Here is a 15292-nt window from a genome sequence, read left to right on the forward strand (position 1 = left end):
TTTATAAGGAGCTGTTTCCTGCTATTCGCTGTATCTTTTCAACTTAAACAAGTTAAAAAGGATGCCGCTGCTATCAGGGCTAGGTAAAGTTACAAATTAAGTTCGCTCGAAACTTTATAACGTTCTTCGTTGTTTTTAGTACGTAATATAATTTCGCCTAGAAAACCAGCCAAAAATAATTGAGTTCCTAAAACCATTGTTGTCAATGCAATAAAAAACCAAGGATTATCTGTAACTAAGTTATAACGCATGTTATTGTACATATGGTATAGTTTAGAAACCCCAATATATCCTGCAAGTAAAAAACCTATGATGAACATTAAAGATCCCATAGCGCCAAATAAGTGCATCGGTCTTTTTCCAAAACGTGATAGAAACCAAATAGTGATTAAGTCTAGAAAACCGTTTATAAAACGTTCCATGCCAAATTTAGTTTCACCATATTTTCTCGCTTGGTGTTGCACTACTTTTTCGCCTATTTTTCCAAAACCGGCATTCTTTGCTAAAACAGGGATGTATCGGTGCATTTCACCAGATACTTCAACATTTTTAACGACAATATTTTTATATGCTTTTAATCCACAATTAAAGTCATTCAATTGTACTCCAGAGGTTTTTCTGGCAGCCCAGTTGAATAATTTAGAAGGCAAGTTTTTTGCTACCACAGAGTCGTAACGTTTCTTTTTCCATCCTGAAACTAAATCATAATCCTGGCTTGTAATCATATTATAAAGACCCGGAATTTCTTCAGGGCTATCTTGTAAATCGGCATCCATGGTGATGATAACATCTCCTTGCGCTTTTGCAAAGCCAGCATGTAAAGCTTGCGATTTACCAAAGTTTCTCATGAATCTAATCCCTTTAATATGCGGGTTTTGTTTAGAAAACCCTTCGATAATAGACCATGACTTATCAGTGCTACCGTCATCAAGAAAGATAACTTCGTAACTGTAGTTGTTTGATTGCATCACCTTAATGATCCAAGTATATAATTCTTGCAAAGATTCTTCTTCGTTAAGAAGGGGAATAAGGATAGATAAATTCATTATTAATCTTGTGATGTGTTTTTTGATTTAAAAATAAGTGCCATAAGTAATCCAAAGATGCAAGCAATAAATAAATTTATAAACCCTCCTTTAAGCTGCTCAGAAATAGAAAATGGATCTGTCTTTCTTAAATTTGTAATCATCCCATTTAATGTACTAGCACTCACGCCGTATTGATTGGAAGTATCCTTTAAATATTTTATAGTAAGTTCTAATAAATTATCCGTTAATGTAGGGTCAATTACATTATATAATAATGTCTTGAATGCTATAATAATGATAATGCTTACTAAGGAGTAGATAAAAAAGGTTGTAAAAGCTTCCTTAAATGAAAGTTGGTTACTTGTTTGTTTCTTAGTTTGCATTAGCATAATGATAGAAATTATTACAAAAGCAGACAAACTTAATGATGTTACCCAGAATGAGAGAAGCAATTTATAATCGATGGCATATACTACGGCTGTAATTAATGATAAGACAATTCCTGCCACAACACCATAAGTTGTACTGTTTCTTTTAATAATAGGACTGATCATATTTATAAGGTTTTACATTAGTGTGCAAAGATAGTAATTCCAATATATAGATAGGAAAAAAATAATTTTACTATTTTATAAAAAAAAGAAGTCAAAGAATTGTTTATTGAAAAATAATTGTAAATTTGCAAACTCAAAATAACAGAATAAAACAAAAAGTTATAATGAATTTATACCTTTCCCTTGAACAAGGAAAGCTTCAAAAGGAATTATAGCCAAACAAATAAAAAAGAATTACAAGATGAAAAAAGGTGTACACCCAGAGAATTACAGATTAGTTGCATTTAAAGACATGTCAAATGACGAAGTTTTTATCACTAAATCTACAGCAGATACAAAAGAAACAATTGAAGTTGATGGTGTTGAATATCCAGTTGTAAAAATGGAGATCTCAAGAACTTCTCACCCTTTTTACACAGGTAAAAACAAACTTATCGATACTGCAGGACGTATTGACAAGTTCAAAACTAAATACGCTAAACACGTTAAATAATTTTAACTTGTTTTTGATTATAATAGAAAGCCTTCCACATCGGAAGGCTTTTTTATTGCTATAATTGGAGTATTTAACAAATGAACTTCTTGATAATAGAAGGAAAAACTTTGTAACTTTGGTGCTGTATAACTTTGAAACGCTATAAAATGAACTACATACTTTTTGACGGGCCTGCTCGTAATGCATTATTACCTTTTACTTTTACACGTCCAGTTGCTGATATCCTCATTGGTATTGTTAGTATACGTCAAAAGTGGGAAATGCACCTAGGTTCAACAACTACAACGCTTACAGAAGAATATTTATCTGATAAATATCCTATGGTGGAGTTAGAGCAAAATGTTATGATTAATGCTTCTTTTTTGCCTACGCCAGAATTAGTTGATCTTATTTGCGATTTAGGAGATAGGCAAGCAATTTTCAAAGGAGAAGAAGTGGTCGCTTTTTTTTCAAATGAAGAACAAGAAGAAGTAGATTTTGATGATTATGAAATTATCGAATACACTGGAGAGTGTATCACGGTAATGAATACTTGGGATATTTTTTCGAAAAATGGTCAGGCTATCCAGCAAGATTTTGAATATATCACAGAAGATAGGCAATCGCTACCAATTCCTAAAAGTGTTAATGTAATTGCACCTGAAAATATTTTTATCGAAGAAGGAGCTAAATTAGAGTTTGTAACTTTGAATGCTTCAACGGGTCCTATATATATAGGTAAAAATGCTGAAATAATGGAAGGTTCAGTAATTAGAGGGCCGTTTTCATTAGGTGAAAGCGCTGTCGTTAAATTAGCTTCAAAAATTTACGGACCTACAACTGTAGGTGAAAATTCAAGAGTGGGTGGAGAGGTGAATAATTCAGTATTGTTCAATAATTCAAATAAAGGGCATGATGGCTTTCTAGGAAATTCTGTTCTTGGGGAATGGTGTAATATAGGTGCAGATAGTAATAATTCGAATCTAAAAAATAATTACGAAGAAGTAAAACTATGGAGTTATGAAACGGAAGGTTTTGCTAAAACAGGCTTACAATTTTGCGGATTAATGATGGGTGATCATAGTAAATGCGGAATCAATACTATGTTTAATACAGGAACTGTAATTGGGGTAAGTGCAAACATCTTTGGTAGTGGCTTCCCTCGTAACTTTGTGCCTAGTTTTTCTTGGGGCGGAGCGTCTGGTTTTACGACGTATATTACTAAGAAAGCATTTCAAACCGCTAAAATCGTAATGAGTCGTAGAAACACGGAGTTTGACGATCAAGAAGCGGCAATTTTAGAGCATGTATTTGAGACAACAAAAAAATGGAGAAAAGAGTAAGCTCTTAATCAAAATATAGAAGTTAGATACCATTTTAAAAACTACCAGATAGCTACTATCTGGTAGTTTTTTTTAGTTAATTTCATTGTCAAATTTTAAAAACTATGTAATAATTGTTATTAAGTCTTAAAATTATCCATTTATGTTAAAAAATGCACAGTTGAGATGATTGTCTTTTTAGGGCTTTAAATCGCATTTATATCTTGCTTTGCTAGTTTATTCTCTTCATATGTTATAGTTTTATAAACAAAAAATCGAAAAGAATTGAATTTGCTGATTTTTTGATAATTATTAATTTAAAACATATTTATGGAAGAGGTTATTGGGATGTTAAATGATTTAGTATGGAGTTATGCTTTAATCGTATTATGCCTAGGTTCGGGGCTCTATTTTTCTATCCGAACTCGTTTTTTACAGGTTCGACATCTTAAAGAAATGGTTCGTTTATTATTTGACGGAGAAAGTTCAGAGTCTGGTGTGTCATCTTTTCAAGCCTTGTCAATGTCTTTAGCGGGTAGAGTAGGGACTGGTAATATTGCTGGTGTTGCAACTGCTATCGCTTTTGGTGGTCCAGGAGCTTTATTCTGGATGTGGATCGTCGCTTTTTTTGGCGCTAGTACTGCTTTTATAGAGGCGACATTAGCTCAAATATACAAAGAGAAAGATAAAGGGTCGCTTCGTGGAGGGCCTTCGTTTTATATAGAAAAAGGATTGGGAGTAAAATGGTTTGCAACAGCTTTTGCTATTGTAGCTGTTATTGCCATGGGGGTTTTATTACCTGGGGTTCAAGCAAATTCTGTCGCAGAGGGAATAGATAATGCTTTTCAAATTGACCCTTTAATTACAGGTATAGCCTTATCAGTCATATTTGCTGCTATTGTTTTTGGAGGTGTGAAACGTATTGCCAAATTTACAGAGTTGATCGTGCCTTTTATGGCTATTGCTTATATTATCGCTGCTATTGCGATCGTTGCGATTGATTTTGATAGACTTCCTGGAATTATTTCATTAATTTTTAAAAGTGCTTTCAATATGGAAGCGGGTTTTGGTGCTGTATTTGGTTTGGCTGTAGAATGGGGTGTTAAAAGAGGTATTTATTCTAATGAGGCTGGTCAAGGATCGGCTCCTCACATTGCGGCAGCTGCAAATGTATCTCACCCTACAAAGCAAGGTCTAGTTCAAGCATTCTCTGTGTATATTGATACTATCTTAGTTTGTTCTGCAACTGGGTTCATGATTTTGATTACGGGTACTTATAATGTACAAAACCCTAATTTTGGTAATAAGCAAGGTGCTTCTGAGTTTTTATATAGTGGTCTAGCAAGTGTTACTCCGGGTGCTGGTTACACGCAGAGTGCTATGGATACCGTTTTTCCAGGTGTTGGTTCGTACTTTGTTGCCATTGCATTATTTTTCTTTGCCTTTACAACCATATTAGCTTATTATTATATTGCTGAAACTAATGTATCTTATTTGACGAGAAAGTTTAAAACGCCTATGTTTAATTATGCGTTGCGCGCTGTGATGATTGCTGTAATGATTTATGGTAGTATCAATACGGCAAAATTGGCTTGGACGATTGGAGATATTGGAGTAGGTTTAATGGCTTGGTTTAATATTATCGCAATATTATTGTTGCAAAAACCGGCATTAGCGGCATTAAGAGATTATGAAAAACAGAAGAAAGAAGGGAAAGATCCTGTTTTTAATCCAAAAGATATAGGTGTTGATAATGCTGAAATTTGGAATGAAGAGAAAAAATAACTACTTCTTATATACTGAAAAACCTCTAACAACGACAGCAATCGTTTTTAGAGGTTTTTTTATAAGTAGAACTATGTTATAGCGCTTTAAAAAACAAATCAATCTCTTTTTTAAAAACGCTTAGCGGAATGCTGTGTTCAAGTTCTTTGAGGATACTTAAACGTAAATCTGTTGTGAAAGGCAGTAAAGCGGTAATGTGTGCAATGTTATCGCTAGCTTTTATAACATCATCTTGAGCACCTATCACAATGTGAATGGCTTTGTCGTGTTCTAATGTGCTCTCAGCAATCACTTGTGGAATATTGAGTCTATAAGGTAGTGCTGGATTAAAAAGTAGTGCCGGTGTCTGCATTAATTTCGATAAATAAAAACCTGTAAATCCGCCCATGCTACTGCCAATTATAACATCAATATTCTTGTCTTTGTATTCTTGTTGCAAAGTAGCAATCATGTTTTGATTTGCTTTGTAATCCATATCTGGAGCATAAACGGTTCCGTGAATTGCTAATAATGCTCTCTTAGGTGCGCTTAGTTTACTTTCTAAGCCGTGTAAGTATAGTATGTTCATTGCTTCATTATTTGTGATAGAAAAGTAAAGGTAGGTTGTTAGGTTTTTATTTTCGAAAAAAAAACTGCTTTAGCGATTCCTTTTAATGCTTTGATGGTGATATGCTTCAATTGCAGTATAAAAATTGTCTAATTAGTGATTTAAGCTATCTTTGCATTTTTAAAAATTACTTTAAGTTTGAATCTAAGGTAAGTAAATCTACAAATCAATACTATAATGATTACAGTTAACGATGTTTCGGTACATTTTGGTGGTACTACGCTATTTAGCGACGTTTCATTTGCAATTAATGAAAATGATAAAATCGCCCTTATGGGTAAAAACGGAGCGGGTAAATCAACGCTTCTTAAAATTATTGCTGGACAAAGTAAACCTTCAACAGGAAATGTATCTGCCCCAAAAGAAGCGGTTGTTGCTTATTTACCGCAGCATCTTCTTACAACTGATGGTGCGACTGTAATGGAAGAAGCGTCAAAAGCTTTTGGAGAAATTCTAGGAATGAAATTGGAGATTGACGAAATCAATGAGCAATTAACAATACGTACTGATTATGAAAGTGATGCGTACATGAAATTGATCGAAAGAGTTTCTGACTTAAGTGAGAAGTACTACGCTGTTGAAGAAGTAAATTATGAGGCTGAGGTAGAGAAAATACTTACAGGACTGGGTTTTGAACGTGAGGATTTTACGCGTCAAACATCGGAGTTTTCTGGAGGTTGGAGAATGCGTATTGAACTGGCCAAAATTCTATTGCAAAAACCAGATTTGATTTTGCTAGATGAGCCTACAAATCACATGGATATTGAAAGTATTCAGTGGTTAGAGGAATTTTTAATGAATGAAGCAAAAGCAGTTGTGGTAATTTCGCACGATAGAGCTTTTGTAGATAATATAACAAACCGTACTATTGAAGTAACAATGGGACGTATTTATGATTACAAAGCTAAGTATTCACATTACTTAGAGTTGCGTAAGGATCGTAGAATACACCAGCAAAAAGCCTACGATGAACAGCAAAGAATGATTGCTGATAATAGGACTTTTATTGACCGTTTTAAAGGTACTTTCTCTAAAACAGATGCGGTGCAATCGCGTGTTAAAATGTTGGAGAAATTAGTAATTGTCCAAGTGGATGAAGTGGATAACTCTTCTTTAAGATTGAAATTTCCGGCTGCAGCACGTTCAGGACAATATCCTGTTATTGTGAAGGATTTAGGTAAATCGTACGGTAATCACGTAGTTTTTAAAGATGCTAATATTGTTATTGAAAGAGGTCAAAAAGTGGCTTTTGTAGGTAAAAATGGTGAGGGAAAATCTACAATGATCAAAGCGATCATGAAAGAAATTGGTATTGATAGCGGTACTCTAGAAATAGGACATAATTCTCAAATAGGATACTTTGCTCAAAATCAAGCGTCATTATTAGATGAGAATGCTACTATTTTTGAAACTATTGATGGAATTGCTGTTGGAGATGTGCGTACGCAAATAAAGAATATTCTAGGTGCATTTATGTTCCAAGGAGATGACATTACTAAAAAGGTTAAAGTACTTTCAGGAGGTGAGAAAACGCGTCTAGCGATGATTAAATTATTGTTAGAGCCGGTTAACTTATTAATTCTAGATGAGCCGTCAAATCACTTAGATATGAAAACAAAGGATATTATTAAAGACGCCTTGCGTGACTTTGATGGGACTTTGATTTTAGTATCGCACGATCGTGACTTTTTAGACGGTCTGGCAACTAAAGTATTTGAATTTGGTAACAAGCGAGTAGTAGAACATTTTGAAGATATTAGCGGGTTTCTAGCTAATAAGAAAATGGAAAACATGAGAGAGATCGAAAAATAGTAGTACTGCTACTGGTGTAATAAATTGCCCCCAACGAGCAAGAAGCTTGTTGGGGGCAAATTTATTTAGTGTAGATTTATAATCTTATTCCAGGGGGTAAGAGTTCTTTGTACTCAGGATTCTTTTTGAAAAAAAGTACAATTTTAGGAAGTATAGGCACTACTCTAAATTTGTTTTCAATGGCAAAAGCCATTATTTTTGATAAGAATAGTGAAATCGTATCCTCATCATCATAATTCTCTGGTGCGTGAATTTTTGTTAGAAAAATTTTCTTCTCTTGTAAAGAGTATTCTACTGCAAGTAATCCAGAGGCTGTCGTTGTTTCAAATTGTCTTGCAAACGTATTGTCTTTAATTTCCATGATAATAATTGTTTCCTACTGTTTTAATTAATAAGTGAGCGTTTGTAATTATAATTTGTATCAAACAATACTTTCAAAACGGCTGCTATTTTAAATTTATTTGGTCAGGAAAATTTAATCGCTTTATAGCAAATTGAGAAGGTGGCTGCTATGAAAGTCTAAAAACAGCTTGTACAATCTATAATTAATGGTACTTTCAAAGGTATCAATTTGATATTCAATATCAAATGATTTTAACGCTTCCTTTGCTAGCTGTATGCCTTTTTTAAAGTTACAGCCACGCACTACGTATTAGCGTCCTCATAATTTAATCCTAATATAATTTTACTAAGGCAGCTAGTTTCAATAAATAAAGTATTTTTATAAACAGATATTTTTTATTCTAGTTAACTTTAAAGAATTAAACGTACACAAAAAATGAGTAAAATAGCAGTTTATTTCATGCCTGGTTTAGCAGCCAGCACAACAATTTTTGAGCGAATAGCACTTCCTGAAGAAGAGTTTGAGGTGCATCTTTTAGAATGGCAAATTCCATTGCAGCAGGAATCATTACAAGAATATGCAAAAAGAATAGCCGAAGCTATAAAACATGATTCTCCAGTATTGATAGGGGTGTCTTTTGGAGGGATTCTAGTGCAAGAAATGGCTAAGTTTATAGTAACAAGAAAGGTAATTATCATTTCGAGTGTGAGAAGCTCACTTGAGTTTCCTAAGAGGATGAAAATTGCAAAAACAACAAAAGCGTATAAGTTATTGCCAATGCGCTTGATTTTAAACATTGAAAATTTAGCAAAGTTTTCTTTTGGCGAAAAGATAAATAAAAGAATCAAGTTATACGAGAAGTTCTTATCTGTTAGGGATTTATATTACTTAGAGTGGGCTGTGGAAAAAGTGATCATGTGGGAACGTACCGTTATCGATGAGTCTGTGGTACATGTTCATGGTGATATGGACGATGTTTTTCCTATTAAAAATATAGCAAATTGCATTGTTGTAAAAGGAGGAACGCACATCATGATATTAAGTAAATACAAATGGTTAAATAGTCATTTACCAGCGATTATTTTAGGTACGTATCAAGATGGTGATTAAGAGCTAGATGCAGATGTTAGTAGCAATGTTGCTAGTGAAAACTAAATTAAAATGTGGAAAAAAATGAAAAGTATAGAGAGAATAATGTTGCTTACTGCCTTTATCTTAGTAAGTGGCTTGTTAATATTTGCGGTACCTAAGGATTCTGATAAAAAAGCGGCAGTAGAACCAGAACATTATTTTCCGACTCAGGCAAATTTTGCTGGTGAAAATACCCCTTTAAAAATTGCCGATGTTAAGGAACGACTAGATAGAGAGTTGATTGTGAATATTAATTTACATGCTTCAACGATTTTAGCTATAAAGAGGGCAAATCGAGCGTTTCCTGTGATTGAGCCTATTTTAAAGAAAAATGGTATTCCAGATGATTTTAAATACCTCGCGGTTATAGAAAGTGGCTTAGTGAATGTAGTCTCACCCGTAGGTGCAAGAGGGGTGTGGCAGTTCATGCCTGAAACAGCAAAAGAACGCGGTATGGAAGTAAATGATATTGTTGACGAGCGATATGATCTTGTGAAAGCTACAGAAGCAGCTTGTAGTTATTTGTTAAGCGCTAAAGCAAAGTTTGGTAGCTGGACGTTAGCGGCAGCTTCTTACAATGGCGGAATGGGTGGCGTGAATAAACAAATGGATATCCAGCAGGAGCAAAATTATTACGATTTGCTGCTTACCGAAGAGACGTCTCGATACGTCTTCAGAATACTAGCTTTAAAAGAGATTATGAAAAGCCCCGCTAAATTTGGTTTCGAAATAAATAAAGCCGAAATGTATCCGTTGATTCCAACAAGAAAAGTAGAAATAGACAGTACAATCAGTAATTTAACAGCTTTTGCTAAGGCGGAAGGAATTAATTACAAGATTTTGAAAATTCACAATCCATGGTTGCGTGATCGAAAACTAGAAAACACGACAAATAAAAAGTATACTATTGAAATCCCTCTTAGTGGGTATTAAAAAAAAAACATCCGCAATTGCGGATGTTTTAGTATAAAATAAAATGTGAGACCAATTACATTTTCTTCATTTGGTCTTTCATCATTACGATTTGCTCTTTTAGCATGCCTTGTTTGTCTAAACGTTTGGCTTCGTTTAATAAGTTAGTCGCCTCAAGTTTTCTTCTGCGTGACATTGCAACTCCTGCTAAGTTTAATTTGGCTACAGCCAAATCCATGTCCATAGATAAACCTAACTCGATTGCTTTTTTGAAAAATTTCTCTGCTTGATTGATATTTGTTTGAGAAACCATAATACCTTGTAAGTAATTAAAGTATCCTTGTTGCTTTCTTACTAAGGCTGTTTCTGGGTTTTTAATGAAAGATAACCATTTTTGAGCACCTGGAAAATCTTGTTTTCTTAATTTTAAAAAGGCTAATAAGATGAATTCATTCTTAAAATAGAGGAAAATAGGAATCGCTGTTAATAGTAAAAGGAATATTCCGTTCCCAATATTGTTCTCTGTAAATTGCCAAATGCCAGTAATTGTTATAAGTCCAGCGATAATTAGTTTAATATTCTTGTGAAACATAGTACGTGTTTAATTAGTTTTGCAAAGATAGTAAAAGGAATTAAAAATATTTTTATAAAACTACTTGCGAGAAAAAAAAGTCTTTGTATATTTGCACTCGGTTTTAGAATAACAATTATTCAAACCGGAAGAAGACAAATAACTAAGATTTAAAGATACAAAGCAATGAGCAAAAGAACATTTCAACCATCGAAAAGAAAAAGAAGAAATAAGCACGGATTTATGGACAGAATGGCTTCTGCGAATGGAAGAAAAGTTCTTGCTAGAAGAAGAGCTAAAGGAAGACATAAATTGACTGTTTCTTGTGACCCAAGACACAAAAAATAATGTTTGAATAAACATAAATAAGGCGTTACTTTTTTTAGTATCGCCTTTTTTTATACCTTGTCGTTAAATTATTATTTTTTATAGATGCATTTCTTGATTTTTGTAACAATTAAAAAGACTATTTAATAGATTTTCAGAAGGAGAGATTCAAAGAACAACTACAACAACAACTACACATAATTATAATAAAATGCCAAAAGATACCTCAATAAAATCAGTGTTAATAATAGGCTCAGGTCCTATTGTTATTGGTCAAGCTTGTGAATTTGACTACGCAGGATCACAGTCTGCACGTTCCATTCGTGAAGAAGGAATAGAAGTTATTTTAATAAACTCTAATCCAGCGACCATTATGACCGACCCATCAATGGCCGATCATATTTATTTGAAACCTTTGACAACAAAGTCAATCATTGAAATCCTTAAAGCACACCCGCAAATCGATGCAGTGCTGCCTACAATGGGAGGACAAACGGCTTTAAACTTGTGCTTAGAAGCAGAGGAAAAAGGAATCTGGAAAGATTTTGATGTAAAAATGATAGGTGTTGATGTAAATGCAATCAATATCACTGAGGATAGAGAGCAGTTCAAGCAATTGCTTAAAAAAATAAATGTGCCATCAGCTCCTGCTGAAATTTGTACTTCTTACTTAAGAGGAAAAGAAATTGCACAAGAATATGGTTTTCCATTAGTAATTCGTCCTTCTTTTACCCTTGGAGGAACTGGAGCTGCAATTGTATATAAAAAAGAGGATTTTGACGAACTTTTAACTAGAGGTTTAGAAGCGTCTCCTATACATGAGGTCTTAATTGACAAGGCTTTAATGGGCTGGAAAGAATATGAATTAGAATTGTTGAGAGATAAAAATGATAATGTTGTTATCATTTGTTCGATCGAAAATATGGACCCAATGGGAATTCATACTGGAGATTCAATCACGGTAGCTCCAGCAATGACTTTATCAGATTCTACTTTTCAAAGAATGCGTGATTATGCCATTCTAATGATGAGAAGCATTGGTAATTTTGCTGGAGGTTGTAATGTACAATTCGCAGTTTCGCCTGACGAAAAAGAAGATATTGTAGCTATCGAAATCAATCCTCGTGTGTCTCGTTCTTCTGCATTAGCTTCAAAAGCAACAGGTTATCCTATCGCTAAGATTGCAACTAAACTAGCTTTAGGATACAATCTTGATGAATTGCAAAACCAAATTACAAAGTCTACTTCGGCTTTATTCGAACCAACTTTGGATTATGTTATCGTGAAAATTCCTCGCTGGAACTTTGATAAATTTGAAGGTGCTGATAGAACATTAGGACTTCAAATGAAATCGGTAGGTGAGGTGATGGGAATTGGACGCTCGTTTCAAGAAGCATTGCACAAAGCAACGCAATCATTAGAAATAAAAAGAAACGGTTTAGGTGCTGACGGAAAAGGCTACACAAACTACGAACAAATTATAGACAAATTAACGCATGCTAGTTGGGATCGTGTTTTTGTAATTTATGATGCTATCGCAATGGGAATTCCGTTGAGTCGTATTCACGAAATTACTAAAATCGATATGTGGTTCTTAAAGCAATATGAGGAGCTTTATGTACTTGAGAAAGAAATTTCGAACTATAAAGTAGATACCTTACCTAGAGAACTACTACTTGAAGCGAAACAAAAAGGTTTTGCTGATAGACAAATCGCACACATGATGGGATGTCTTGAAAGCGAAGTGCATACTAAACGTATGGATCTTAATGTTAATCGTGTCTTTAAATTAGTAGATACTTGTGCGGCTGAATTTAAAGCTAAGACACCTTATTACTACTCTACATTTGAAGCTGAGATTGAAAAAGCAGATGGAACTCGTTTTGTTGATAATGAAAGTGTCGTTACCGATAAAAAGAAAATTATAGTTCTTGGGTCAGGCCCAAATAGAATTGGACAAGGGATTGAGTTTGATTACTCTTGTGTGCACGGAGTACTAGCTGCAAAAGAATGCGGATACGAAACCATCATGATCAATTGTAATCCTGAAACGGTATCTACCGACTTTGATACAGCAGATAAGTTGTATTTTGAGCCAGTTTTTTGGGAGCATATTTATGATATCATTAAACATGAAAAACCAGAAGGTGTTATTGTGCAGTTAGGTGGTCAAACAGCTTTAAAATTAGCTGAAAAACTATCTAAATACGGCATAAAAATTATAGGAACTAGCTTTGACGCTCTGGACTTAGCCGAGGATAGAGGACGTTTCTCTGACTTGCTAACAGAGCTACAAATTCCTTTCCCACAGTTTGGAATTGCAGAAACAGCAGATGAGGCTGCAGCATTAGCAGATACTTTAGATTTTCCGTTATTGATTCGTCCTTCTTATGTGTTGGGTGGTCAAGGAATGAAAATTGTAATTAACAAGCAAGAATTAGAGGAGCACGTTGTAAATTTATTGAAAACTATTCCTGGTAATAAATTGCTATTAGACCATTATTTAGATGGTGCTATCGAAGCTGAGGCTGATGCAATTTGTGACGGAGAAAATGTGTACATAATAGGAATCATGGAGCATATTGAGCCATGTGGAGTGCACTCTGGAGATAGTAATGCTACATTGCCTCCTTTTAATTTAGGTGAGTTTGTAATGCAGCAAATTAAAGACCATACTAAAAAAATAGCTTTAGGTCTTAAAACAGTTGGATTAATTAACATACAGTTTGCCATCAAAGATGACACAGTGTACATTATTGAAGCAAACCCTAGAGCATCTCGTACGGTGCCTTTTATTGCAAAAGCATATGGCGAACCTTATGTGAACTATGCTACTAAGGTTATGTTAGGACATAATAAAGTAACCGACTTTACTTTTAATCCTCAGTTGAAAGGATATGCTATCAAGCAACCTGTCTTCTCTTTTAGTAAATTCCATAATGTGAACAAAGCATTAGGGCCAGAGATGAAATCAACAGGAGAGAGTATCTTGTTTATTGATGACTTAAAAGACGATCAGTTTTACGAGTTATACTCAAGAAGAAAAATGTATTTGAGTAAATAATTTCAAAATTAAATAGTAAAAAAGCCCCTATTAAGGGGCTTTTTTGTGTTTAGAAAGGAAGGAACTTATATCTAATTGTTTTCGAAAAAAAAATTGGTCAACCAATATTTCTATCAGCTAGTTTTTTACTAAATTACAAGCGGATTAAGTTAATATGTGATGATGAAAGCAATAAATCTAATATCGCTGTTGGTAACTTTAGCAGTTACTAATGCAACGGCACAAGCAATCGTCTGGAATTTAAAAAGTCTAGATCAAGCCAAGGCAAAGAACAGCCCAGAAATTCGTGTGATAATTAAAGAAGCTGAGAGCAAGTTAGATAAAACTTTAAGTACAGTCGTTGATAAAGAGCTGACTCCTTCTAGCGGAGACAAGCACGATTATATGAGTATGGGGAGATATTGGTGGCCTGACCCCAAAAAGGAGACTGGTTTACCTTATATTCGAAAGGATGGAAAATCAAATCCAGAGATTGAAAAATTAGACCGTTATCCTCTAAGTGACTTCGCAACCAGTATTGAGTCACTCGCATTAGCCTATTATTTAACTACCAATGAGAAGTATGCTGAGAAAGCCGTCGCTAATTTAAAAGTATGGTTCATTAATGAAGATACCAAAATGAATCCAAATATGAATTATGGACAAACAATTCCAGGCATCAATAATGGTTTAGGTAGGGGAGAAGGAATATTAGATACCTACTCTTTATTCGAAATGTTAGATGCTGTGGAGATTTTGAAAAAATCAGAATCATTTAGTTTAGAAGATCAAGAGGCGATTGAAGATTGGTTTAAATCGTATGTTAATTGGTTACAAACGTCGCCCGTAGCAGCAGATGAGCAACAAGCAACAAATAATCACGGAACTGCTTTTGATGTGCAATTAGCTCGTTATGCCATTTTTATAGGTGATCTAGACTTGGCACATAAAGTTGTCAATCAGTTTGCAGAAAATAGATTGTTTACTCAAATTAATCCTGATGGTTCGCAACCATTAGAATTAGAGAGAACGACAGCGTTTGGTTATTCGGTGTTTAATTTGACTCATTTTCTAGATATGTCTAAAATTGCTAGCGCTCTAAAAGTTGATTTACTTAAAGCAGAATCTAAAGATGGAAGAAGTATTACTAAGGCAATCGATTTTTTGGTTCCCTATTTGAGTAAACCAAAAGCGGCATTTCCTTATCAGCAAATAAAAGACTGGGATGGCGTTAAAGAAAAATTGATTTGGCAATTGTATCGCGTAGATCAGATGCTACCTAAGCCTCAATATCAAAAATATTATAAAGTTAAACTTAAAGCATTAAAAAGTAGCACAGCAGTATACTAACCTTCTATTTACTTGATTTATGAAGAAAGAAA

The 15292-nt window shown here is 34.2% G+C and carries 14 protein-coding genes; 9 read left to right on the top strand and 5 right to left on the bottom strand.

From position 1 onward, the window contains the following. Positions 1–89: 89 nt before the first annotated feature. Positions 90–1046, bottom strand: a complete 957-nt coding sequence (locus HNQ00_RS03425) for a glycosyltransferase family 2 protein (RefSeq protein ID WP_173836934.1) — start codon at positions 1044–1046, stop codon at positions 90–92. Between the two features lie 2 nt (positions 1047–1048). Continuing rightward, positions 1049–1582 carry a DUF4199 domain-containing protein gene (locus tag HNQ00_RS03430; protein WP_173836935.1) on the bottom strand — a complete coding sequence of 178 codons (534 nt, stop codon included), beginning with the start codon at positions 1580–1582 and terminating at the stop codon, positions 1049–1051. Positions 1583–1823: 241 nt separating this feature from the next. Here HNQ00_RS03430 and HNQ00_RS03435 point away from each other — a divergent pair, with 241 nt between their 5' ends. The 3 genes from HNQ00_RS03435 (at position 1824) to HNQ00_RS03445 (ending at position 5164) form a co-directional block, all read left to right on the top strand. Further along, positions 1824–2075, top strand: a complete 252-nt coding sequence (locus HNQ00_RS03435; protein ID WP_173836936.1) for a type B 50S ribosomal protein L31 — start codon at positions 1824–1826, stop codon at positions 2073–2075. Between the two features lie 149 nt (positions 2076–2224). Then, a complete protein-coding gene (locus HNQ00_RS03440; protein WP_173836937.1) occupies positions 2225–3400 on the top strand; it encodes a GlmU family protein in 1176 nt (391 codons plus the stop codon). A 309-nt stretch (positions 3401–3709) separates the two neighbouring features. Next, a complete protein-coding gene (locus tag HNQ00_RS03445) occupies positions 3710–5164 on the top strand; it encodes an alanine/glycine:cation symporter family protein (RefSeq protein ID WP_173836938.1) in 1455 nt (484 codons plus the stop codon). 76 nt (positions 5165–5240) lie between these two features. On the opposite strand, the gene HNQ00_RS03450 is transcribed toward HNQ00_RS03445, so the two are convergent. Further along, positions 5241–5732 carry a YqiA/YcfP family alpha/beta fold hydrolase gene (locus HNQ00_RS03450; protein WP_173836939.1) on the bottom strand — a complete coding sequence of 164 codons (492 nt, stop codon included), beginning with the start codon at positions 5730–5732 and terminating at the stop codon, positions 5241–5243. A 216-nt stretch (positions 5733–5948) separates the two neighbouring features. Between HNQ00_RS03450 and abc-f the strand changes: the two genes are divergently transcribed. Further along, a complete protein-coding gene (gene abc-f / locus HNQ00_RS03455) occupies positions 5949–7583 on the top strand; it encodes a ribosomal protection-like ABC-F family protein (RefSeq protein ID WP_173836940.1) in 1635 nt (544 codons plus the stop codon). Between the two features lie 76 nt (positions 7584–7659). Here the strand turns inward: abc-f and HNQ00_RS03460 are convergent, their stop codons facing one another. Next, a complete protein-coding gene (locus HNQ00_RS03460; RefSeq protein ID WP_173836941.1) occupies positions 7660–7944 on the bottom strand; it encodes a GNAT family N-acetyltransferase in 285 nt (94 codons plus the stop codon). 417 nt (positions 7945–8361) lie between these two features. Between HNQ00_RS03460 and HNQ00_RS03465 the strand changes: the two genes are divergently transcribed. Further along, complete coding sequence (locus HNQ00_RS03465; protein ID WP_173836942.1) at positions 8362–9036, top strand: alpha/beta hydrolase family protein; 675 nt, start codon at positions 8362–8364, stop codon at positions 9034–9036. A 63-nt stretch (positions 9037–9099) separates the two neighbouring features. After that, on the top strand, positions 9100–9990 hold the full coding sequence (locus tag HNQ00_RS03470) for a lytic transglycosylase domain-containing protein (RefSeq protein WP_173836943.1): 891 nt from the start codon (positions 9100–9102) through the stop codon (positions 9988–9990). 55 nt (positions 9991–10045) lie between these two features. Here the strand turns inward: HNQ00_RS03470 and HNQ00_RS03475 are convergent, their stop codons facing one another. After that, the gene (locus HNQ00_RS03475) at positions 10046–10561 is read right to left on the bottom strand and encodes a DUF2892 domain-containing protein (protein WP_173836944.1); all 516 of its coding nucleotides are present in this window, start codon (positions 10559–10561) and stop codon (positions 10046–10048) included. Between the two features lie 165 nt (positions 10562–10726). On the opposite strand from HNQ00_RS03475, the gene rpmH reads away from it, so the two are divergent. From rpmH to HNQ00_RS03490, 3 genes are all read left to right on the top strand, one after another. Further along, on the top strand, positions 10727–10888 hold the full coding sequence (gene rpmH, locus HNQ00_RS03480; protein WP_026706823.1) for a 50S ribosomal protein L34: 162 nt from the start codon (positions 10727–10729) through the stop codon (positions 10886–10888). Positions 10889–11078: 190 nt separating this feature from the next. Next, entirely contained in the window at positions 11079–13931 is a 2853-nt protein-coding gene (gene carB / locus HNQ00_RS03485) for a carbamoyl-phosphate synthase large subunit (RefSeq protein ID WP_173836945.1), read from the top strand. Positions 13932–14090: 159 nt separating this feature from the next. After that, positions 14091–15260 carry an alginate lyase family protein gene (locus HNQ00_RS03490; RefSeq protein ID WP_173836946.1) on the top strand — a complete coding sequence of 390 codons (1170 nt, stop codon included), beginning with the start codon at positions 14091–14093 and terminating at the stop codon, positions 15258–15260. The last annotated feature ends 32 nt before the right edge of the window (positions 15261–15292 follow it).

This window comes from Flavobacterium aeripolare (genome assembly GCF_013294025.1).
In the GTDB taxonomy this organism is placed as follows: Bacteria; Bacteroidota; Bacteroidia; order Flavobacteriales; family Flavobacteriaceae; genus Flavobacterium.